The following is a 21991-nucleotide window of genomic DNA, read 5'->3' as shown; positions in this document are numbered from 1 at the left end:
GGTGTAACGGCCTCGTGGACTCCGCTCGCTGGCCCCAGCGGGGCCGTACACGCGCGGGCGGGTTAGCCCTCTGATTCGAGGTGAGGTCACCACCGGGCGGGATCGGCCCCGCATGAGGGTGGACGGCCCTGTCACCGCCTCGGCCCCACCAGCCGGAGCCCGTGATCTGGCGCGGCAGCAGGTTGCGCAGGAGTTCGGCAGCAATGCGACTCATCGTGACTGCCCCGTGGCCGGGGTGAGCACGTATGCATCAGCTCGCCGGGCGGTGAACCACTGTTGCTCGTACGGTCGGGCATGAGTGCCCTGACAGGACGGTGCTCCCGGGACGGCCCTGCGGCCACTTCGCACGTTCCGCAGGGCCAACCCATCTTCCAGATGTGACCACCCGCCAGCCCGGCAGCCGGAGCCCGCAGCCCCTGAAGTCACGGGGCCCGGTTCTGGTCGACGTGATCAACGGCACAGGGCCATATCGCGACGACCTCGTTCGCGATCGTCTCCGAGCTCTGCGCCGCTGATCTGCCGTGCCGAAGCATGGGCATTTCTCATCGAAGCCTGAGCGGCTTGGGTCACTCGCGTTCGTGGGTGATGGAGTCAAGCGCCTTCAGCAAGGGACGTGTGCCTGCGCAGCAGCCACTGCCCGAACGTCCGACGCGGGGGCCGCACCACCACGCGGCCGTGGGCCTTCCGCCCGACCAGCTCCACTCGCAGGGTGACCGGCGTGTCGGGATTCGTTGGAGTCTGGCGGTGCTTGACTCTGCTGTGTACCAGCTGCAGACCGTCGGTATCGACCACGATGCCCGGCCTCGTGACCAGTGTCAGGGTCTTCCCCGTCATGCCTACGTCGATCCGCAAGGTGTCGTGTGTGATCACTGCGTCAGTGAAGTCAAGCGTCACCTTGCAGAACGTCACCGCGAGTTCCAGCCTCCGCGGTACCGCCCAGCGCCCCACGCGCTCGACCGCGCCGCTGTGGGCCTGTGCGATCCGAACCCTGTCCTTGGCCTCTGCTCCAGTCGCGCCGACCGTGGCCGATACGGGCGGCAGGTCAGCGGTGAGCGTGGTCAGTTCGCTCAGAGTCCGCGCCGACAGGGCGGTTTCCAGGCGCTCGTCCAACTCGTCCGCGGTCAGCAGGCCCTCCCCCGCCGCGATACGCAGCACATCCACCACCCGGTCCCGGTCGGCATGAGAGGCTCGCAGCTCGGGCGACGAGCCGGGTCCGGGGTGCTTCCCGGTGGGCGAAATCTCTCCTGACATGCTTCCGTCCTGGTCATGTTGAACGTCTCCGCGACGCAGGCAGCGGCGCGAGTGGAAGACTAAAGCTATATCGCGATATGGATCCCGGCTGGGTCTCATCACGGAGAGACGATGGTCAGTGGCGGTTTACGGCGTACGGCATCCATCATGCCGGGGCCCGGTCGCGGCAACAATCGCATCCCAACGGCCAGTTCACACCATGCTCAGGGGCAACTGCCACGTCCGAGCGTGGCGGGTCGTGGAGGTGGAGGGGGCGAAGGCTACGTGTGTCCGGAACTCGCTCGATCCGGATCCAGGCGTACGACGAGCGCGACATTGGGCGCCTGCAGCACTCCGTCGACCACAGGGACGCCCGGGTGTCGGAGGGCCTGGCGTGCGGGCAGGGCGGGAACACCACGGCCGACGGCGCGCAGCTCAGCCACATACGCCTCGATCCGGGCCCGGGCGGAACTGTTGCCGCGGAAGGAACGCGGTGCCTGGTGGGCGGCGCTCAGTTCGGTGTGTTCGCGCTGCGCGGCCAGAATGTCGGGGCCGGCGGTGGTGACGTAGAAGACGGCGCCTTTCACGAGCGGAGCGGTGATCTCCTCGGGGATACGCTCGGTGGTGTTCTCCGCGTCGCGGACCACTCCGGCCGCCGTGTGCGCGGACCGGCCGGGCCAGGGGTTGACCAGCAGCCGGTCGGCAGTGAGGAACGGGCCGTGGGCGAACAGGTGTTTCACGGCGGTCACCCGTGGGGCCGCTCCTCCGCCGAGACGGCCTGCCAGTGCTCCAGCGCGGCCTGCAGGTGTTCCAGGGTTACCTCACCGAGTCGGCGGGCGCTGACCGCCTCGAGTTCGTGAAGAGTAGACCGCGGTCACCCGGCCCAGCACGAACGGTCCGAGCTTCACTGTTGCGCGGAGTGCATGTTCAGGTGGTGCGGCACAGGGCGTGGTCGATGAGGTTGCGCAGTGCGTCTTCCTGACGGGCCGCGGTCTGCGGGTCCGCGGAGCGGCTGTGCGCGGAGACAGTGACAGTGCGTCGACCGTCCACGGTTGTCGCTGCCCGGATGACATATCCGAAGCCGCTTCCTCCATGCCCGAGGTAGCCGCCGCCGCAGGACAGGGGTGTGAAGAACAGGCCCAGGCCGTCCCGGGTGCCTTCCGGGTGACCGCTGTCCTGCGGCATCGGCACAGCGTTCTGCATGGCAGCGAGTTCGGCGGGCTTCAGCAGCCGTCCACTTGCCAGTGCAGCGAAGAAGCGGTTGAGGTCGCGGGCCGTTCCGGTCATCGAGCCGTCGGCCCCGCTGTCGAAGGGACGGTAGGGGATCGTGGTGTCGACCATCGCGTCGTCCACGGTGAACTGCTGATGATTGGCCGTGTGCGGATACGGAAGGAAGGGCCAGGTGCCGGGGGTGTCGGTGTGCTGCAGGCCGAGCGGGCGCAGGATGCGGTCGTGGACCTGCTGTTCCCAGGTGCGGCCTGTGATCTTCTCAATGATCATTCCGGCGAGCACGTAATTCGTGTTGGAGTACGCCCAGCGGGTGCCTGCCGGGAAGGCAGGTTCATGGCGCATCGCCAGGTCCACCAGCTCTTCGGGCTTGTACGCACGCCACCGGTTGGCGAAGTAGGTCTGGGCACTGGGGTTGGGGAGGACGTCATAGATGTAGTCGGACAGGCCACTGGTGTGCTGCAGCAGGTCGCGGACGGTGATGCTCCGGCCGTCGTTTCCAGCGCCGGACACGACCTCGGGCAGCAACTGCTCCACCGTCTGGTCGAGAGAGATCCTCTTTTCGCCCACCAGTTGCATCATGACGGTGGCGACGAATGTCTTGGTGGTACTGCCCAGACGCAGGAAGCCGTCCTTCGGAACCGGGCGGCCAGTGACCAGGTCCCCCACCCCGGAGCGGGCCGTGACCGTCCCGCGCGGGGTCTCCAGGCGGACCGCTACCCCAGTGACCCCGGTATCCCGCAGTGCGTCGGCGTCACGCTGCACCGACCACGCCGTGCCAGATGGGCGTGGCGCGGCTGAAGCGGCAACGGACGGGAGAGATGACACAGCCAGCGCCAGCACCGCAGCTGATAACCACGAACGACGAAAGATCATGATGCGAGGTTAGGAACTGCAAGGGTCACCAGCCATCCGGCATACGCCCCATCTCCAACGGGTGCCAGCCGGATGGACATCGCGCCAGGGCCCCAGCGCAACTACTGGCCTCTCCTGTCTGGTCATGCTCCTGAACAGCATTACGTTCCGGCACAGCTTTTGACTCAGCCTCGTTGGTTCAGTGCTCTGGTCAGGTCCGGTTGGCCTCCCTCGCGGCATCGAGATCGGATCGGGCCTCCTCCAATGCGGAGGTCAGCTCGTCGTTGTGGGCGATCCGCCGGCCGGGTCCTGAGCTCCCGGTTCGCGTTCGGCCACGTGGACAAGTTCGAGCAGGTCGCGGTGACGACAGAGGAACGTGCGGTCCACTCCGGCTTGCCGGGCGATGGCGGAAACGCTGATCGGATGCCGCTCTTGGCGGAGTTCTTGATCGCGGTGGCCACTCGCTGGCGGCGACGCTCGGAGTTGGCCTGCCGGCCGTCTCGCCGGACCTGCGGGCGCACGACACGGACACCATCGAGGCACTGGCCGAGCCCCGCGTCCGCAGCGGCCGGGAGGACACCGACGACCAGGACCAGGAGCACGACGGCGACGACACCGGGGACGTCCTGGAGAACGGAGACGGGGCGGGGGTGCGGGTGAGCGGGGGCGGCGGCCGGGGTGCTGCGGTTCAGCGAGGGACGCGACCCGGCTGTCCTGGCCCGGTTAGTGCGGCTGCGGGTCATCGACCCGGAAGGGGTGTACTGGCGGCGTGGGATCGAGACGGCCGGACGGTGGCTGCGGGAGCCCGGGAACCGCTTTCGACCGGGCCCGGTATGCCCGCAGAAACGAGGTCGAGCGGTGCATCAACGCGCTCAAAGGGTCCAGGGCCGTGGCGACTCGGTATGACAAAAGGGCCTACGTATTCCACGGCACGGTGACTCTGGCCGCGCTTCGACTATGGCTCCGTCCCTGATCTCTCGAGTGCCCTTCCACAGCAGCCATGCCGATCGGCTCAGTCGTCGGCCGCGACGAGGAGCGTGATCCGTCCAGCTGAGCGGTCGATGAGCACGAACTCGTGGAAGTCTTCGTGCACACGCCCCCAGTCATGAATAGCCTCATCCCCGAGCCCGCTCAGGTAGTAGATGTGGTCGGCTGCGGCCAAGCGATCGAACACCTCGTGCTGCAGATCCGCCCCCAGCTCGGCGGGTATGTCCCCGAACTGGTTCACCCACCCCCACAGGACGTGCGCGCTCTCCTCCCGGCTGACGGCTTTGTAGACGTCGGGGGTGATCAGCCTCAGCCAGTACGGCCCGTGCCTGGACCCCTCCGCCAGGACCCCACCACCCGCATAGTCGTCCCGGAACTGTTCATGCCCGATGAGCGCCGCGAGCAGTTCCCAACCCCCGACGGACTCCGCAGGGAGCCGCAGATGCTTGATGTCAACCCACCTGAAGCCATGTGACCTCGGATCCTGGAACCTGTAGTCCCGGAAATTGATGAAGGCACTGGCCTCATGGGTGAGCTGGTTCTCCATGGCGTCACAGCTTGAGAGCCGAACAAGGTCGCTCTGCGGACCCATCGGACACGCCCTAGGACAGGCCGTCGAGTGGTCGGAGGAAGCGGCGCTCGTACCGTTTGATGCAGTGGGTGTCACGAGCCAGCTGGAAAGCTTCCTGGCACTCCGGGTCGGACATGCTGTCCGTGCGGTACTGCTCGTACGCGGCCAGGCTGGGAAACGAGAAGAGAGCGTAGGCGATGTCGCTGTCGCCCTCACTTGGCAGGAAGTAGCCGTGGTGCGTCCCGCCGAAACGGTTGACGAGCCGGACCCAGCGGCGGCCATATTCTTCGAAATCCTCAAGCTTGTCGGCGTCGATCTCGTACTTCAGATGAACAGTGATCATGTCTGCAATCATGCCGGGTGTCGGCGGGCGGCGGGCGGCGGGCCATGGCCTACCGGCCCGGCAACGGGACGGCGCTCCTGCGATCCGCAGTAGGAACCGCCCGGGAAGCTCCTACAGATCGTCAAGTGGTCTGTAGGAGCGGTTTGGTGGGGTGGCGAACGGGCTTTCTTCCTCTCCGCGTTCGCCGCCCTGGGCAACCCGGCGTCCCGCGCCTACTACGACAAGAAGATCGCCCAGGGCAAGCACCACACCCAAGCCTTGCTCTGCCTCGCCCGACGCCGGGCCGACGTCCTCTTCGCCATGCCCCGCGACGGTACCTTCTACGAGTCCCGGTCCGCCGCAGCGACTTGAGACGTTCTTGTCCTCCGGACACGTGCGTGATCAGCTTCGGAGATGGGGGCCGAGGATTCCGAGCACATGAGACTCATCCACCGCTGGCTGACCGGCGAGGTGGTCAACAACACCGTCGGCATCAAGCTGACCGGCGGTCCGTTCGACGGAGAGACGAAAATCGTCCAGCTCGGTCCGGACGGCTTCCACCCGCACGGCTTCGTGCTCGCGGCGGCCGGGGACAGAGACCTGGGAACCCCGTCACCCGGCACATCACAGCCACCCGAGTCCCCGACACTGCCACCGGCCGGACCTACGAACACACCGGAGCCGACACCCTCACGGACACGGCTGACGCTCCCACCGAGGGCCCCTCAGACTCCCACACGGCTTGACCAAAGAGATAGGGCCCCCGCGCTGCAACAACGCCGTGCTCCCACTGCGCAGCGGCTGGATCTTCCACGACTGCTCGGCCCGCGCCCGCTCCTGGGCACCCCGCGCCTACTGCTCATTGATCTCCAGCTCCCGGTCCGGCCCCTGATCTGACACAACTGCCACTCCAGCCTTGAGAACGTCCCGGGCCTTCCCGGCGGCGCCGAGGATGCTGTCCAGTGCCGTCAGGCCAAACAGGCCGGTGTTCGCGCGCCGAGTCGGTCGTGTTCACGGAGCACGGTACGAGGCGCCGTTGCCGCGCAGCACGACCAGCCGGGACTCCTCAGTTCCCACCATCACGGCGGACACGCTACCGACGGAGAGCGACACCGCCCGAGGCGCGCTGAGACACCGCCAGCGTTCCCCTTGCGCCCGGTCGCCGAGCACCTGGACGGGGGTAACCCGCTGGCCCCGCTTCCCGGCGCGGCCGATCTCGGTTCGCGAGCAGGCGGCTGTCGGAACCACTGCCTACCGGGCCCCAAGAGAGCAGATTGCGCTAGTGCAAAATATGTTTGCATCTAGTGCTAAGCCTGGTTAAGTTCAACGGCATGCCTACCTCCTTTCCCACACCAGTCACGCTCACCGGCCGCCACATACGCCTGGAGCCACTGACAATGGAGCATCTCGACGATCTGTTCGCGGCGGGGGGCCGTGATGAGGAAGTCTGGAGGTGGCAGGGTGGGCCGGCGCCACAGACCCGGGAAGAACTGGGGGGCAAGCTCGCCGCACTGTTGGAGGGCGCCGCACGTCGTGAGTACGTTCCCTTCGCAGTCATCCACGGCGCGCGCGGTCAGGCCGTCGGCTGGACCACATACATGGACATTGATGTGGCCAACGAACAGCTGGAAATCGGCTGGACGTGGTACGGGCGCGCGTTCTGGCGCACCCAGGTCAACGCCGAGTCGAAGCTGCTTCTCCTCACCCATGCTTTCGAGGACCTGAGCATGGGACGCGTGCAGTTGAAGACCGACCATCTCAATCACCGCTCGCAGGCGGCCATTGCTCGTCTTGGCGCGCACCGCGAAGGGGTCTTGCGCCGTCATCGCCGACGGCCGGACGGCACCTGGCGCGACACGGTGTACTTCTCGATCCTTGCCCAGGAGTGGCCTGCGGCCAAGGAACGTCTTGCCGCCCGCCTCGAAGGGCACGGCCATCACGGATAGCGCCCACGCGCCGGAGGCTACATCGACGACGCCTACTACAACCGATGCCGAGCCACGGGAAGACCCGCACACAGGCGCTCTCTGATCCAGGTCGCACCCGAGGAACCGAGGGAGGATGGTACGCCGGTCCGCCCGAGGTGAACGGGGGCCGACCCCGTCGTGACACCGTGGATGGAAGCCGGCCCCGAACGGCTCACCATCACCCGTGACGGAGTCATCGCCCACCAGGGCCCCCACGCCCTGCCCCTGTCTCTATGCGGGCCTCAGTTGTCGGCAACTGCTGGGCGGATCGCGTCGCGGTAGAGCTGGAAAAGGCTGACTCGCTCGCTCTTCTCTGTGTACTTGTCCAGGAGCGACCAGCATTGCGCAACGAGTTCACGGGCCTGTTTGCCGGGCCAGGGCTGGGGCAGCAGTTCCGGCGGCAGGAGGGGGTCGGGCTCCATGGCGCGGGTGAATTCGGCGGCCAGTTCGACCGCGATCGTCAGCCGCTGGGGGGCGGGGAGGTAAGTGTCTTCCTGAAGTCGGCGCAGTCGCGGTCGGGCGACGGAGGCGAGTCGCTGGTAGCGGTCGGCGATCTCGTCCTGTGGCCAGAGGTTGCGGGCGATTACGGCGGGGTCGTGTTCGTTGCCGTGGCGCAGGTTGTCCGTGGTCAACAACGTGAGGTGGTCGAGGACATCGAGGTGGCGGGCTTGGTCTTCGACGTAGGGCTCCCAGGCGTTGGCGCTGATGTAGAGGCCGCCCTGCACGGGTGCACCGCCGAGCCGGGTGAGAGCGGCTCGCAGGGCGTCGCGTGCGGAGCGGGCGGTCTCGGGCACCGCGAAGGCGACGAGGTGCCAGGTACCGTCCCAGGGGGCGAGGCCCGCGTCCTGCCGGAACGCGTGTGCGACGAACTCGATGTCGGGCCCAAGAGTCCGCTCGGTGGCGCCGGTGGCCCGCAGGACTGCTTTGCGTCCCCTGCCTTCCTGGGTGAACCGTCCTTCGGTGACCAGCCGCTTGACGCACAGCCGCACCTGTTGGTCGGTCATGCCGAGCAGCGGGGCGATGGCGTAGAGCTCGCCGGTGTCAACAGTGTTGTCGGTGTGGATCAGTGCCTCGACGAGTGTCCGGGTGGGGACCTGGACGGCTGGTTCCGGAGTGCGGGGTGAATCCGTTCCAGGCATGGGGTGGTGGCCTTTCGGGCGTCGTCGAGATGGTTGTCAACACGTCGGGGCGCTGGATCGAGGAGCGATCGGAATCGATTCGATCGTTTACGGAACAGATTAGCTCTGGGAGTGATGCCGACTACCTCGACGAAGTCCAGATCGGGGGCGCGAAGCGAGGCCGATCGTTGCGGTCGCCCCGGATCAGGGCTGGGGCGACCATGTGGCCTACCGGCAGGCGCGCACAGAGCGGTCCGGGTTCGAGACCTGCGCGTTGCACCCGCCGTCAAGCCCTCGTGCGACGCGCTTCACAGGTTGTTCCAGAACGAGCTGAGCAGGGCGGCTGTCTCTTCAGTGCGCTCGATCTGCGGCAGGTGACCGGTTCGCGGGAAGAGGTGGGTACGTGCCCGGGGCAGGGTGGACGCGGCGTTGATGAGATGGTGGGCGGGGAGGATGCGGTCGTGGGTTCCCCAGACGACCAGTGTCGGAGTATCGAGCGCCGAGACCTCCGCGAGCAGCTTTGTGCGCCAGCTCGAACGTACGCCGCGCCAGGAACCGAGTTCGCGGGCCACCTGTCGCAGTGTCCGGGCGGCTCCTTCGCGGTGGGCGAGAGCGAGTGCTGCGGCGATCCGTTCGGGGGTTGCGAAGTCCGGATCATGGAAGAGGGAACGCTCCGCCAGCTGTACGTTGCCCTCGTCGGGGCGCAGAAGCAGCCGCCAGAGCAGCGGCAGGTCGAGGATGCGCAGCGTCCAGGTGACCTCGCGGCCGAATCCGGCGCTGTTGAGCAGTGTCAGGGAGGACACGCGCGCGCGGGCATGTGCGGTGAGCTGCATCGCGATGGCGCCGCCGAGGGAATTGCCGACCACGTGCACGGCGGACGTGAGGCCGAGTCGGTCGAGCACCCGCTCGACGTGCCCGGCCAGTGAGGGGAGCCGGCAGTCCGGCAGGGGCTGCGACCGGCCGAACCCCGGGACGTCGATCGCGATGAGCCGGTGGTCGGGCAGGGCGGTCTGGAGCGGTGCCCAGTCCGCCAGGCTGCGGTCCAGACCGTGCAGCAGGAGCACCGGGGGGCCACTGCCCGTCGCGGTGTAGTGGACAGTACGTCCCGCGACGTCGATGAAGTCGGTGGGGGGCGTGGTGGCTATTTTTGATGGCACGTCGTGTCTCCTGTTGCGTTTCACCGGGCCGGGGTCACGTCGATGATCACGCCGTCGCGAGGGCCGTCGTCGCCGGGAAGGTCGGGCACGTGGCGTGCCAGGTCGAGGAAGAAGCGGTCGGCGTCGATGGCTGTCTCCGGCGGGTGGACGCCGAGGTGACCACCGGTGCCGTCCAGTAGTTGCGCGAGCCCCAGCGCCAGGGGCAGACCGGTTGCCTCCGCCATGTCGTTGAGCAGCGCCGAGGCGCCGGGTGTATCGGCGAGCCGGGCCAGGGCGGTGGCGCGGCGGCCGTCGCGGGTGCCCGTGGCGGTAGCGAAGAACGGGGGCAGTGACCCGGGCCCCTTGCGGGTCATGGCGCCTGCGGTGGCCCGCAGCGCGCGGGACACCGAGGGCTTGGCGAGTTCGGCTGCCGCGGTCTCGTTGGTGAGTTTGCCGGCGTCGATGTCGCGGCGCAGGACATCGAGGTAGGCCACCGTGCCCGGTGTGACGACCATGAGGTTGGCGGCCTCGCCGGCCGGTCCGAAGCTGCGGTGCAGGGTGACTGGCTCGGGGTGGCCGACGGTGTAGGCCGTGCCGGTGTGTCCGGCGGATACGGAGAGGGCGACCGGCCGGAGTGGCCGCCGGTGGACGAGCCGTCCGTCGCTGACCACCGCCACTTTCCCGCTGATCTGCTCCATCCAGTGCACGGCGGCCGCGCTGGGGCGCCCGTCTGGGTCGCTCAGCTGCTCGTCGTCCCCACCGCTGCCGGAGACGTCGACGGGCCATGCGGTGTACAGATCCTGGACATGGTCCAGCTGCCGGACGGCACGGGTGGCCAGCAGATTGCTGACACCGGGGCTGGCACCCATTCCCACCACGGCACGGACCCCGGCGGCCCGGGCCTCCTCGTCCAGGTCGAGCATCTGCAGGGTCGGCTCCCAGTCGTCGCAGATGTCCAGGTAGTGGGTGCCGGTCGTGATCGCGGCTCGCAGCACGGTCAGGCCGAAGCGGTAGTACGGGCCGACGGTGTTGAGGACGACGTCCGCGCCCTCCAGGGCGGCGCGCAGGGCGCCACTGTCGGTCACGTCCACCTTCAGCGCACGCATCGGCGCGCCACCCGTGCCGTCCTCGTTGAGCCGGCGCACCAGCGTCCGGGCCGCCTCCAGGTTCCGGTCGGCCACCACGATCTCGGTGACGCCGGGGAGTCCGGCCGCCACACGTACCGCTACGGCACCCATTGCTCCAGGGCCTCCGAGAGCCAGAATCCTCATTCACTACTCCATCCATCGAGTGAGTTACGATCGTAAGACATACGATCGTAACCGATTCGAGCATTCTTTTGGGTGGAGGAGAATCATGACCGACCCGCACACCACGAACCCGGCCCCGCACGAAGCAACCGGAGCCTCGCCCGGACACGTATCCGTCGTCATCGTCGGCGCGGGATTCGCGGGCCTCGGCACAGCCATCCGACTGCTGCAGGAGGGCTACCGCGACCTGCTGATACTGGAGCGGGCCGATGAGGTCGGCGGCACGTGGCGGGACAACGCCTATCCCGGGTGCGCCTGTGACGTGCCCTCGCGTCTGTACTCGTTCTCGTTCGCTCCCAACCCCACCTGGAGCAGGCGCTTCGCGCCTCAGAAAGAGATCGAGCGGTACCTGAAGCGCTGCGTCGCCCGATACGGCCTGACGCCCCGCCTTCGACTCGGCTGCGAACTGCAGCGCGCCACCTGGGACCCCGAGCGGCTGCGCTGGGACCTGGACACCAGCACCGGACCGCTCAGCGCCGGACTGCTCGTGATGGCCCAAGGGCCCCTTTCGGAGCCGGCCATCCCCTCGCTGCCCGGCCTGGAAGGTTTCACCGGAGAAGCGTTCCACTCCGCCGGATGGAAGCACGACCTGGACCTCTCGGCCAAGCGGGTGGGCGTGATCGGCACCGGCGCGAGCGCCGTCCAGTTCATCCCTCACCTGCAGCGCACGGCCCAGCAGGTGACTGTCTTTCAGCGCACTCCGTCATGGATCGCCCCGCGCCGGGATCGGCCGGTACCAGCGTGGCAACGTCGCCTGTTCCGGCTGGCCCCGACGGCGCAGCGACTGGCGCGAGGCTGGGAGTACATGACTCGGGAGGCGACGTTGCCAGCACTGCTCGGCAACCGCACCATGGCCGCGCTGGGGCGTCGGGAGGCACTGGCCCATCTGCAGCGCCAGGTCAAGGACCCCGAGCTGCGGTCCAAGCTGACCCCGGACTACGCACTGGGCTGCAAGCGGGTCCTGCTTTCCGACAACTACTACCCGGCACTGGTTCAACCCAACGTCCATGTCGTCACCGACCCGATCGCGGGCGTCGGACCGAACGCGGTCCTCACGACCCCGCGCAGCGGCGCTCAAGCCGCACCCGGTGGCGTCGCATCCGCCGACACCGCGTATCCAGTGGACGTACTGATCTTCGGAACCGGATTCCGTGTCACCGACGCCTCCTACGCTCAGCGCGTCATAGGCGGTGACGGACGGTCCCTGCACGAGGTCTGGCAAGGCAGCCCGCAGGCACACCTCGGTACGACCGTCGCGGGATTCCCCAACCTGTTCCTGATGGCAGGACCCAACACGGGCGTGGGACACACCAGCCTCATCCACATGATCGAGTCGCAGATCAACTACCTCGTCAGCACCCTGCGGCTGATGCGGAGCCGCGGTCTGGGCTCCGTGGACGTGCGCGCGGAGACGCAGCACGCGTACAACGCCGAACTGCAGAACCGGATGGCCCCCACGGTCTGGGCCGCGGGCGGTTGTTCCGGCTGGTACCAGGACCGCACGGGCCGTGTCACCACCATCTGGCCCGCGTCGACCTGGAAGTTTCGCCGTCGGACCCGAGCCATCGACCCGGGTGAGTACGTACTGACGGCGCCGCGCGTCGCCCCGGACCAGTTCATCTCCGACGGGTCCGTCCGCGCGGGCGTTGGCGAAGCGCAGCCAGAGTCATGACGAATTCACGCCTCCCCCGAGCGATCGGTTGCGCCGGCGGCCACAGGGGACTTCTGTCCAAGGAGTCGCTGTTGTCCACGACCCTGAACCGTACCCCGGCCACCCACTCGTAGGTGAAGGCGTCGAAGGCTGTGTTCCGTAGGGCCTCGGCAGTGCCTGTCGGCAGTGTCCGGGCGGTGTCGACCGCACCGCCCAGGGTGCCCTTCGCGGAGGCCAGTTGTTCGGGGGTGAGGATCGCCGGAGCCCGGGATTCCATCTGTGCTCGGTAGACGGTGGTGCCGATGCTGCCCAGAATCGCGATGCCCAATGCGCCGCCGAACTCCGCGGAGGTCTCCGCGAGGGAGGAGGCGGCCCCGGCCCGTTCCGGTGGCGCGGCGGAGAGGATGACGTCGGTGACGACGGCGGCTACGCCGGCGATACCGAGGGACACCACGGTGAGGGCGCACACGAGTTGAAGGATGCCGGAATCGGACCTGATGAGGGTCAGCGCGACGTAGCCCGCGGACGCCACCAGCAGGCCGGCGGTCATGACCCGAGGCTTGCCGATGCGTGGTGCCATCGCCGGACGCGGCCCGAGCCCGCCGTAGGGCGGCTGGTGCGGCACGGCGTACTCGGCATGGGCGGTCATCTCGCCCCTGACCTGCAGTGCGTAGGCCAGGCCGCGGTCTTCCAGGCCGTGGCGGAAGTCGGCGTTCGCCCCGTAACCGGTGTCCGCGACCAGCACCGCGGGCCGCAGCCCGACGGCGGCCAGCTCGTCGAGCATGTCCAGCGCGAGCTGCCACTTCGCCCGGTGACGCTCCCCCTGGGGGATCCGGCAGCGGGCCCGACGTCCGGCACCAGCTGTGGGGCAGGAACAGCCGCCAGGACAATGGGCACGAAGCGGTGTCGGACGCGGCATGGGCACTGGCCCCGATCTGACAGTTGCCGACCTCGCCCAGGATGCCGGAGTACTGCCCGGCCACCCCGGGCGAGGACACACCGTCCTTCGGGAAGCCGGTGTCGTCCACCACCCACACCTGCGGCCGCACCACAGCCACCGCCCGCCGGGCCAGCCCCGCACGGACCGTGTCCACCGGCCAGGTCGACGACGTCATGAACTGCTGCAATCGCTGATGGTCCACACCCAGGCGCCCGGCCATCGGCTGCATCGACTTCCGCCGCCCGTCGAGCAGCAGACCCCGCAGACACAGCCCGCCCTTCACCCGCTGGTCAGCACGCGCCAACGGCGCGAACACCTCCGACCGACCCCGACACGCAGCGAGTTCATCCGCCCTCAGACCAGCAGGAAACCACCACAACAGCCACATGCCCAGAGACGTAACAAAGCTGCTCCCCTTGCCGGGGAGACGACGTCGTCGCTGATCGACCGCATCGCCGACTGCTACGGGATGGAGGCGAAGGCCCTGTGGTCTTGCTGGCGGTGGCGCGGTTCGCAGCCCCGGCATGAGGGCGGGGGTGTGCGGGCCGATGGCGAGGTGCCGGTGGCGTGCTGCCGGCGCCCGACGAGGCCGGCCCGCAGACCGATTTCGGCTTCGAACTGCCCTGCGGGCACGTGGATGCCGAGGGCGTCGTTCACCGCAAGGGTCGTATGCGGCTGCGAGCACGCGCCTTGTTTTCAGACCTGCGGCCGATGCTCCATAACATGACATATCCGGTGTGTATGGAAAAATGGCATATAGGGTATTTGATGCTGAACACAGGTGAGAGGAGCGCACCATGATCGCCAGGCTGCTCCGAAAGCTGTCCTTCACGCGCAACTACGGTGCGTACGGGGCCCACGACTGGGGTACGTCCGCCGACAAGCTGTGACCGCACTGCCGGCGGGTGCTCCCGGGCGCCCGCCGGCTCCTGGCCATGCCGCCGGCGGCTGATGGCAGTCCCGCTTTCGGTGACAGGTCGCCTCCACCCGTGAGCAGCGAACGTTGATCACGTTCCCGTGCCGTTCCATACCCGGCCCCGACACCCCGCCCACCGAGCTCTCCGCCCGCTCCTGCCCTCCCCGCGCTGACGGTCCCGACTCCTCGTCACACAGACCCCACCGCTTCGAAGGAGGCGCATTTCAGGGATCGTCGCAACACATTGTGTGTTGCGACGGTCGTAGGCCGTGTGCCGTCAGCCTGGTCCGAAACTGGCTGTCCCGACGAGTGTGCTGCAGAGTGCCCCAGCGCAAGGTCTGAGCCCTGTGTCCTGGGCCGTGTATCGAAAATGGATCTTGAGTAATGGACGATCCCGGTTCATGGGGCGTGGAGATCTCACGGACGAGCAGTGGACGGTGCTGGAGCCGTTGTTGCCGAAGGGCACGAGAGCAGGGCGGCCACCTGTTTGGTCTCGGCGGCAGTCGATCGACGGCATAAGGTTCCGGTTTCGGACGGGTGCTCCGTGGCGGGACGTACCCTCCGATTACGGGCCGTGGGGTCGGGTCCACGACCTGTTCCGCCGGTGGCAGCGGGACGGCAGTTGGCACCGGATCTTTACTCAGCTTCAGTCCCAGGCCGACCTGAGGGGTTCGATTACGTGAGACTTGAGCGTTGACTCCACGGTATGTCGCGCCCATCAGCATGCGGCCGGGGCCCGGAAGCGGGGCGATCTGCGGAAGGGGCCGCCGGGCGGTGTCCTCACTGAGCCTCGTGATCACGGACTGGGACGTTCGCGCGGAGCATTCACTACCAAGCTGCACTTGGCCGTCGAGCAGGGCCAGAAACTGATGTCGATCGTGGTCAGAGCTGAGCAGCGTGGAGACTCTCCGCAGTTCGAACCTGTGCTGAAGAGAGTCCGTGTGCCTCGCGCATGGCCGGGACGGCCACGTGTCCGCCCCGGTCGCGTGCGTGCTGACAAGGCGTACGCCTCCCGCGCGAACCGCGCCTGCCTACGCCGCCGCGGCATCCGCTGCACCATCCCTGACAAGGCCGACCAGGCGCGCAACCGAAGAAGAAGCGGTTCCGTGGCGGCCGGCCGCCACGTTTCGACCCGGTCGACTACCGTGAACGCCACGCTGTCGAGTGCGGTATCAACCGCCTCGAGAGACACCGAGCTGTGGCCACGAGGTACGACAAGCTCGCGGTCCGCTACGACGCGACCGTCCTCATCTCGGCCGTCAACAAGTGGCTGTGACCCTCGGCTGTCACGCGATGGGATCCGGGTTTCATACCGCAGAACACACAGCCGAAGTCGTCCTCGTGCACGACGTTGCGCTTCTGGGGCGCTTCGCTGCCGGGCCGTAGGGTGCGCCGTCAGGCCGTGAGGTGGACGTTCAGAGAAAGGAATGACCATGGGGGACGTGCAGTTGGCGTGGCAGCGATTGGTGGACTGGCTGGAGACGAATGCACCGACGACTGCGTCGTCGATCCTTGCTCCCGCTCCGCCGGCAGCGATCACTGCGGCTGAGGAGCGCATGTGCGTCGTTTTCCCGGTTGAGCTTCGGACGTGGCTCCAGGCATCCGGGGCCGGCAATGACGCTGAGGGTGTCACGGAGGGGGTCGTGCCCGGCAACCGCGATTTGCTGGGACTCGCGGCCATGGAGCGGACGTACCACTTCAAGATGGAGATCGAGCGCGACGACCCGTCCGACGATCCGGAGTTTCCCTTCTGGCATGAGCAGTGGATTCCGATCATCTCGGACGATGATGCTTGTTACGGCAAGTTCCTGGATGCGCGTAGCGGTCAGATCGGTTCATTCGGCGATGGGGATGCGCCATCCTTCGGAGTTCACGAGTCACTGACCGTTCTGTTCAGCGAGACGGTCGTCCTCATGGAGCAGATTTCTGCGGGGGCGCAGGGCGCAACTGGACGTGTTCAGGGCGGCAGGCTGATCTGGGACTGATGATCGGCGTACGCACGCAGGCCCACGGTGACGACCGACACCACGGGCCCACTGCTGTTTCCGCTGTGCTACTCAATGGCTGCAATGCTTTGGACCTCCCACCGCGACTTGAACCTTCGCCGCACCGTTCGAGATCCACCTCCGATACACGGCCTTGGAGGTCGTTTTAACCTTGGATGCCCGTGTATCTGTCGGTTCTTGGAGTGCGGAACTGCGGTGCTGGTGGGGCTGGAGGTGTGGTTGAGGTCTGTTGGCCGGGTGGGATGAAGGCAGGGGCGGGAGGCGGTCCGTTCCTGTCTCTTCCCAGGATGTCCAGTCCTCGGAGGGCGTGCTTCCGTCGCTGTTGCCGTACGCCTGGGCGCACTCGGTCCGGAGCGGTACACCAGGAACATGTCTGCGCGACGTCCGTACCCGAGTGATCTGTCCGATGCCCGCTGGGAGCTGATCGAGCCGGCTCTTGCCGCCTGGCGGTTCGAACGCCGGGGCAGGGCCCTGGACTTCGGCCGGCCACCCGAGCACGACCTGCGCGACATCATGGACGCGATCTTGTACGTGGACCGCACCGGCGTGCAGTGGCGCTGCCTTCCGCACGACTTCCCGCCCTGGAACACGGTCTACGGGTACTTCGCGAAGTGGCAGCAAGAAGGCGTGTTCGCCCAGCTCAACGGCCTGCTCAGGCAACCGTCATCGGCCTCGAACGCGACCTCGCAGCCGTCACCGCTGGCCTGGCCCTGCCCTGGAGCTCAGGCGTAGCCGTTGCCGAGGCGGGTGATCAGGGCGTTCACGGCGTCGCCCTCGATGTGGAGGGAGGTGACGCGGTGCCAGGGCCGGCTGGTGCAGTGCGCAGCCCGCGTTCCCCCATCGTCTCCGATGGTCCACCGGGTGCCGGCTGGTCACCGGGCCGGGGCCGGGAAGCCCGTTCTCCTCCGGCCCGGTCACCGGTCGGGGTTCTGGTGCTGCCGGTCGGTCAGGGTGGCGCCGTGGGCGAGGACGATGCCCAGTGCCGCGTAGTCCGATCCGGGGCGGCGGACGGGCATGAAGACGTCCAGGAGGTCGCCTTCGGTGCTGTAGCCGGCCTTGGTGGCGCGGGGCTTCAGGGCCGGGCTGCCGACGTGTCCGGCCAGGCCGCGTACGTCGAGGCGGACGCCGTTGTCCGGGCTTCCGGATATGTAGGTGATGCGGGACCAGTCCAGCAGGCCGGGGAAGGGCTTGAGCGTCAGGCCCTCGCGGGTGAACGTCAGGGCGCCCCAGCGGAGTGCGCCGCCCGCGGCCAGTTCTTCCAGGTGCCGCGCCGCGACGGCTTCGGCCACGCCCCGGGAGGCGTGCGTGGTGAACGACTGGGCGTTGCCGACAGGGGCCATGGTGGCCAGGCGCCAGAAGCCGGATTCCTGGCGGACCTTGATGTAGTCCAGGTCTCTGAGGCGGATCGGGCCGCCCTCGTACGGGCGGAGCACGGTCTTGAACACGTCGTGGGAGTGGCTGAAGTTGATGCGGACGGACACCCTGGTCGACTTGACGGAGGCGATCTCGTCCCAGGTGCGGCGCAGTGTGCGGCGTCCGGGGCGGCGGAACTCGAAGCCGTGCTCGTGCTCGTGGAGCCTGATCCGGGTGTGCCGGACGCTGAGCGCGGCGCACACGGCGGCCACCATGGGGATCGCCCAGAGGGCGAGGCGGAAGGAGCTCTCGTCGTAGTGGTCGTGGGCGATGGTGCACATCACGATGAACACGATGACGAGCGGGAAGAACACGGTCAGGGGTCGCCTGGGCATCGCTCCCTGGTAGGTCCACACGCGCTCCCCCAGCCGCCCAGGCTGTTCGCCGCGCCCCGTCGCCGCGTCTGCCGTCAACACACACCTCGCATGATCGTCCGGTTCCACGCCGTCGAGTGTCGGACCGGTGTGCGTGCGGGGATACGGGAGAACTACTCAATTGTGCCCGCTGATCGACAGTTCCCGGTCGTCGTACGTCCGTAAGATGGCCGCCCATGGGGACGGGGGCAGGCGCGTTGACGTCGCTGGTCGGGCGGCGGGCGGAGACGGCACGAATCGCGGGACTGCTGTCCGGTGCCCGCCTGGTGACGCTCACCGGGGTCGGTGGTGTGGGCAAGACGCGGCTGGCGCTGCGGGTGGCCTCGGACGTGGCGGGATCGTTCCCCGACGGGGTGCACGTTGCCGAGCTGGCCGATCTGCGGGATCCCGAGCTGCTCGCGACGAGTGTCCTGGGCGACCTCGACGTGGCCCGTCCGGGGCGCCCGGGTGCAGATGCGACGGCCGCGCTGGTGGCCCGGCTGGGCGAGCGGCGTGTCCTGCTCGTCCTGGACAACTGCGAGCATCTGGTCGACGCCTGCGCCCGGCTCGCCGACACGCTGCTGCGTTCCGCCCCCGGGCTGCATGTGCTGGCGACGAGCCGGCAGCCACTCGGGATCGCGGGCGAGCAGGTCTTTCCGGTGGAGCCGCTGCCCGTGCCGGAGTCGGGTGACGTCGCGGGCGCGGGGCGCCGGGTGCGTGCTCTGAGCGGCAATCCGGCGGTCGCGCTGTTCGCCGAGCGGGCCGCCGCCGTGCGGCCCGGTTTCACGGTGACGGAGTCCGAAGCCGCCGCCGTCGCCGAGCTGGTGCGTCGTCTGGACGGGCTGCCCTTCGCGATCGAGCTGGCCGCCGCGCGCGTCCGGAGCCTGACGCCGCGGGAGATCCTGGAGCGGCTCACGGACCGGTTCGCGCTGCTGACCGGGGGCAGCCGCGTCGCCGCGGACCGGCAGCGCACCCTGCGCGCGCTGATCGACTGGAGCCATGAGCTGTGCACGGAGCGCGAGCGGCTGCTGTGGGCGCGGGCCTGCGTGTTCCGGGGCGGTTTCGACCTCGACGGGCTTGAGCGAGTCTGCGCGGACGCCGAGCTGCCGGCGGCCGCGCTGCTCGACACGCTCGACGCCCTGGTGGCCAGGTCGATCATCAACTGCCGCCAGGAGAACGGACGTTCGCTCTATCACATGCTGGAGACGGTACGGGAGTACGGGCACGAGCGGCTGGTCGCGTCGGGCTCTCTCGACGCGCTCCGCGCCCGCCACCGGGACCACTACGCGGAGCTGACCGCGTGGGCCGGGCAGGAGTGGTTCGGGGCCCGGCAGGTCGACTGGTTCACGCGGCTGCGGCTGGACCGTCCGAACCTGCGCGCGGCCCTGGAGTTCTGTCTGGAACGGCCCGGGCAGGCGCGGGCCGGTCTGGCGCTGGCCGTGTCGCCCCGGCACTACTGGCTCACGGCGGGGCTGCTGTCCGAGGGGCGCCGCTGGCTGTCGCTGCTGCTCGCCGCCGACCGGGCGCACGGCGGCCCGGACACGGACCTGCGGATCCGGGCGCTGGTCACCGACACGTATCTGGGCATTCTGCAGGGTGCCCCGGACACCGAGGTGCAAAGCGCCCTCGCCGCGTGCGAGAAGGCGGCACGGCTCGGCGGTCATCGGCAGGAGTCGGCGTGGGTGTGGCATCACCACGGGATCCTCGCCGTCTGGCGCGAGGACTTCGCGGGCGCCGCCGGGCTGTTCTCGCGGGCGTGCACCGAGTTCCGTGTGCAGGAGTGTCTCGACGCGGCGCTCGAGTGCCGGGTCAAGTTCGCCATCGCGCACGCCTACGGGGGTGACGTCGTGAAGGCCGCCGAGGCGTGCGGTGAGGTCGAGGACGCCGCCCGGGCGCGGGGCGAGTCGTGGCTGCACGGGATGGCGCTGCTCGCCCGTGCCCTGCTGGCGCGGCGCGCGGACGTGCCCGGGGAAGCGATCGGGCACGCCCGGGCGGCCATCGGCCTGCTGCGGCCGTTCGAGGACTGGTGGGACGTTGCCATGTGCGTGGAGGTGATCGCGTGGAGCACGCGGGACGCGCCGCGGCGCGCGGCCCGGCTGCTCGGTGTGCTGCACCTGTTGTGGGGGGCGCTGGGCGGGCGGCTCGGCTCGGCGCCGTTCATGCGCGGGCAGCATCTGCGCTTCGAGGCGGGGGTGCGAGAGGCGTTGTCCGGGGCGGTCTTCGAGCGGGAGTTCCGGCGCGGGGCACGGGCGACGGTGGACGACGCGATGGCATACGTACTGGACGCCCCGGCCGGGACGCCGGGGCTGACGCGGCGTGAGAGCCAGGTCGCGGAGCTGGTCGCCGCGGGACTCACGAACAAGGACATCGCGGTGCGGCTGACGATCGCACAGCGCACCGCGGAGAACCATGTCGAGCGCATCCTCGGCAAGCTGGGGCTCACGTCGCGCACGCAGCTGGCGGTGTGGACGTACGAGCAGCGTGACGCGCCTGCCGGGAACTGACGGTGTGCGGCGTCGGCCCGTCAGGTCCCACAGCAGGTGGTAGTACGTGATCCGCTGCGGGCCGGGGCCGACTCCGTGGGATTCGAGCAGTGGTTCCTCCCTGCCCGGGCCGCAGTTCCAGGGCATACACCGTGACTGGGCTGCCCTGCAGCTCGCGACGCGGCGAGAACCCCAGACGCTCGGCCACCTTCACCGACGCCTCGTTGCCCGGCCGCATGAGAGCCGTGAAGTAGTCGTTATCAAGTGTGGCAAAACCCCAGTCCAGGCACGCTTGAGCGGCCTCGGTCGCATACCCGTGCCCCCAGTGATCCGCTCGGAGGGTCCAACCCCAGTTCCACTTCATCGAACTGTTCCCAGTACTGCAGACCGCTTCGACCGACGAATGCGCCGCTCGACGTGAACTCAATGGCGCACAGACCATGACCTCGTTCATCCCACTGCCGCTCGATCCCAGTGAGTCGTTCCAGCGCTTGTCGCCGCGAGAAGGCTCCTACGAAGCGGTTGACCTGCGGGTCAGCATGAAGTTCGACGAAGAGGTCGCAGGAGCAACCGCTCAGTCTCGATCACGCGTCCGAGCATAGATCTCGGCGTCAACCGAACCGACGCAGTCTCAGCCACATCACCGAGCGTGAACGCACCACAAGAAGTGGACCAGAACCCCCAGAACGGACAGCGGATGTTCACCACCTTGGGTGGCACCCGAGCCGTCCCGAGAATCGAACGCTCTGCCTTCCTGGGCGTATCCGACGAAGGCGGTCCTTCAGGCGTTCTGCTGTTGGGTGAAGGGCCCGTACAGGGCTGCCCATTGCAGGAGCAGGACGGTCTTGCCGTCGGTGATGCGTCCGTCGCGGGTCATGGCGAGGGCCTCGGCGAAGGGAAGCTCGAGGACCTCGATGTCCTCCCCCTCTTCCTCGAGTCCTCCACCTGTGCCGACCCGGTCGGCCGCGGAGTAGGGGGCGGCGAAGAAATGGAGGCGCTCGGTGACGGAGCCTGGACTCATGTAGGCGTCAAGCACGTGGGTGAGCGGGCCGAGTCTGAGGCCGAGTTCCTCGGCGCTCTCGCGGCGGATCGCGGTGTGCGGGTCTTCCGCGTCGAGCAGTCCGGCCGCCGCCTCGATGAGCATGCCGTCGGGGTGGCCGTTCGCGTAGGCCGGGTAGCGGAACTGACGGGTGAGCAGGACACAGCCGTGTTCGGTGTCGTAGGGCAGGACGACGGCACCGTTGCCGCGGTCGTAGGTCTCACGCTGCTGGGTCTCCCACCGTCCGTCGCGGCGCCGGTAGTCGAAGGTGGTGCGGCGAAGGACGTGCCAGCCCTGGGAAGTGAGTTCGACGTCGCGTATCCGGACGTCGGGGTTGCGGTCGAGGTCGCGTCCGGCGAGGTGGAGACCGGTGCGCCCGCGGTGATCGGGGGTGTCGACACCCGGGCGGCTCGTCACACTGTCTCCTGCGGGTTGCCGTCGGTGCCGGAACGGTACGGGCCGGCGAT

Annotated in this window: 18 protein-coding genes and 5 pseudogenes; 10 read left to right on the top strand and 13 right to left on the bottom strand. The window is 68.4% G+C overall.

Translation table 11 applies throughout. From position 1 onward, the window contains the following. Window positions 1-591: 591 nt before the first annotated feature. The 3 genes from OG842_RS41820 to OG842_RS41810 all read right to left on the bottom strand — a co-directional run bounded on the left by OG842_RS41820 (window position 592) and on the right by OG842_RS41810 (window position 3333). Window positions 592-1251 (bottom strand): DUF1707 SHOCT-like domain-containing protein, encoded by a 660-nt coding sequence (locus OG842_RS41820; RefSeq protein WP_266737673.1) that lies wholly within the window; start codon window positions 1249-1251, stop codon window positions 592-594. A gap of 260 nt (window positions 1252-1511) precedes the next feature. After that, window positions 1512-1979, bottom strand: coding sequence for a hypothetical protein (locus OG842_RS41815; protein ID WP_266737675.1), 468 nt, complete (start codon window positions 1977-1979; stop codon window positions 1512-1514). A gap of 178 nt (window positions 1980-2157) precedes the next feature. Further along, window positions 2158-3333, bottom strand: a complete 1176-nt coding sequence (locus OG842_RS41810) for a serine hydrolase domain-containing protein (RefSeq protein WP_266737677.1) — start codon at window positions 3331-3333, stop codon at window positions 2158-2160. Between the two features lie 793 nt (window positions 3334-4126). On the opposite strand from OG842_RS41810, the pseudogene OG842_RS41805 reads away from it, so the two are divergent. Beyond that, window positions 4127-4285: pseudogene (locus OG842_RS41805) on the top strand (IS5/IS1182 family transposase); the annotation flags it as partial. A gap of 39 nt (window positions 4286-4324) precedes the next feature. Here the strand turns inward: OG842_RS41805 and OG842_RS41800 are convergent. Beyond that, window positions 4325-4846 (bottom strand): hypothetical protein, encoded by a 522-nt coding sequence (locus OG842_RS41800; RefSeq protein WP_266737679.1) that lies wholly within the window; start codon window positions 4844-4846, stop codon window positions 4325-4327. Between the two features lie 55 nt (window positions 4847-4901). Then, on the bottom strand, window positions 4902-5213 hold the full coding sequence (locus OG842_RS41795; protein ID WP_266737680.1) for an NIPSNAP family protein: 312 nt from the start codon (window positions 5211-5213) through the stop codon (window positions 4902-4904). A 156-nt stretch (window positions 5214-5369) separates the two neighbouring features. On the opposite strand from OG842_RS41795, the pseudogene OG842_RS41790 reads away from it, so the two are divergent. The 3 genes and pseudogenes from OG842_RS41790 to OG842_RS41780 all read left to right on the top strand — a co-directional run. Continuing rightward, window positions 5370-5564 (top strand): annotated as a pseudogene (locus OG842_RS41790) (IS110 family transposase); the annotation flags it as partial. A 370-nt stretch (window positions 5565-5934) separates the two neighbouring features. Beyond that, window positions 5935-6084, top strand: a complete 150-nt coding sequence (locus tag OG842_RS41785; RefSeq protein WP_266737682.1) for a hypothetical protein — start codon at window positions 5935-5937, stop codon at window positions 6082-6084. A gap of 439 nt (window positions 6085-6523) precedes the next feature. Then, window positions 6524-7138, top strand: coding sequence for a GNAT family N-acetyltransferase (locus OG842_RS41780; protein ID WP_266737683.1), 615 nt, complete (start codon window positions 6524-6526; stop codon window positions 7136-7138). Between the two features lie 263 nt (window positions 7139-7401). Here OG842_RS41780 and OG842_RS41775 read toward each other — a convergent pair whose 3' ends face one another. The 3 genes from OG842_RS41775 to OG842_RS41765 form a co-directional block, all read right to left on the bottom strand. Next, the gene (locus OG842_RS41775; protein WP_266737685.1) at window positions 7402-8298 is read right to left on the bottom strand and encodes a PaaX family transcriptional regulator C-terminal domain-containing protein; all 897 of its coding nucleotides are present in this window, start codon (window positions 8296-8298) and stop codon (window positions 7402-7404) included. A gap of 287 nt (window positions 8299-8585) precedes the next feature. Beyond that, window positions 8586-9434: an alpha/beta fold hydrolase gene (locus tag OG842_RS41770; protein WP_266737687.1), complete on the bottom strand. Its 849-nt coding sequence runs from the start codon at window positions 9432-9434 to the stop codon at window positions 8586-8588. 20 nt (window positions 9435-9454) lie between these two features. Then, window positions 9455-10684, bottom strand: coding sequence for a saccharopine dehydrogenase family protein (locus tag OG842_RS41765; protein ID WP_266737688.1), 1230 nt, complete (start codon window positions 10682-10684; stop codon window positions 9455-9457). 85 nt (window positions 10685-10769) lie between these two features. On the opposite strand from OG842_RS41765, the gene OG842_RS41760 reads away from it, so the two are divergent. Further along, a complete protein-coding gene (locus OG842_RS41760; RefSeq protein ID WP_266737689.1) occupies window positions 10770-12395 on the top strand; it encodes a flavin-containing monooxygenase in 1626 nt (541 codons plus the stop codon). Here the strand turns inward: OG842_RS41760 and OG842_RS41755 are convergent. Beyond that, a pseudogene (locus OG842_RS41755) lies at window positions 12340-13702 on the bottom strand (IS701 family transposase). The gene OG842_RS41760 and the pseudogene OG842_RS41755 overlap by 56 nt on opposite strands. A gap of 179 nt (window positions 13703-13881) precedes the next feature. On the opposite strand from OG842_RS41755, the gene OG842_RS41750 reads away from it, so the two are divergent. The 4 genes and pseudogenes from OG842_RS41750 to OG842_RS41735 all read left to right on the top strand — a co-directional run. Then, window positions 13882-14115 carry a hypothetical protein gene (locus OG842_RS41750; RefSeq protein WP_266737693.1) on the top strand — a complete coding sequence of 78 codons (234 nt, stop codon included), beginning with the start codon at window positions 13882-13884 and terminating at the stop codon, window positions 14113-14115. Between the two features lie 516 nt (window positions 14116-14631). Further along, a pseudogene (locus OG842_RS41745) lies at window positions 14632-15506 on the top strand (IS5 family transposase). 157 nt (window positions 15507-15663) lie between these two features. Then, window positions 15664-16215, top strand: a complete 552-nt coding sequence (locus OG842_RS41740) for an SMI1/KNR4 family protein (RefSeq protein WP_266737695.1) — start codon at window positions 15664-15666, stop codon at window positions 16213-16215. Window positions 16216-16605: 390 nt separating this feature from the next. Beyond that, a pseudogene (locus OG842_RS41735) lies at window positions 16606-16881 on the top strand (transposase); the annotation flags it as partial. 269 nt (window positions 16882-17150) lie between these two features. On the opposite strand, the gene OG842_RS41730 reads toward OG842_RS41735, so the two are convergent. Continuing rightward, entirely contained in the window at window positions 17151-17984 is an 834-nt protein-coding gene (locus OG842_RS41730) for a hypothetical protein (protein ID WP_266737696.1), read from the bottom strand. 215 nt (window positions 17985-18199) lie between these two features. On the opposite strand from OG842_RS41730, the gene OG842_RS41725 reads away from it, so the two are divergent. After that, window positions 18200-20506 carry an ATP-binding protein gene (locus OG842_RS41725; protein WP_266737697.1) on the top strand — a complete coding sequence of 769 codons (2307 nt, stop codon included), beginning with the start codon at window positions 18200-18202 and terminating at the stop codon, window positions 20504-20506. Here the strand turns inward: OG842_RS41725 and OG842_RS41720 are convergent. From OG842_RS41720 to OG842_RS41710, 3 genes are all read right to left on the bottom strand, one after another. Next, window positions 20442-20849 (bottom strand): GNAT family N-acetyltransferase, encoded by a 408-nt coding sequence (locus OG842_RS41720; RefSeq protein WP_266738110.1) that lies wholly within the window; start codon window positions 20847-20849, stop codon window positions 20442-20444. The two genes, OG842_RS41725 and OG842_RS41720, sit on opposite strands and share 65 nt — an antisense overlap. Then, window positions 20746-21063, bottom strand: coding sequence for a GNAT family N-acetyltransferase (locus OG842_RS41715; RefSeq protein WP_323185935.1), 318 nt, complete (start codon window positions 21061-21063; stop codon window positions 20746-20748). The genes OG842_RS41720 and OG842_RS41715 overlap by 104 nt, the downstream gene beginning before the upstream one ends. Window positions 21064-21266: 203 nt before the next feature. After that, window positions 21267-21941, bottom strand: a complete 675-nt coding sequence (locus OG842_RS41710) for an NUDIX domain-containing protein (RefSeq protein ID WP_266737699.1) — start codon at window positions 21939-21941, stop codon at window positions 21267-21269. Between the last annotated feature and the right edge of the window lie 50 nt (window positions 21942-21991).

It is taken from the genome of Streptomyces sp. NBC_00376 (assembly GCF_036077095.1).
Lineage (GTDB): Bacteria > Actinomycetota > Actinomycetes > Streptomycetales > Streptomycetaceae > Streptomyces.
This window is presented reverse-complemented; position numbering and strand designations above follow the sequence as displayed.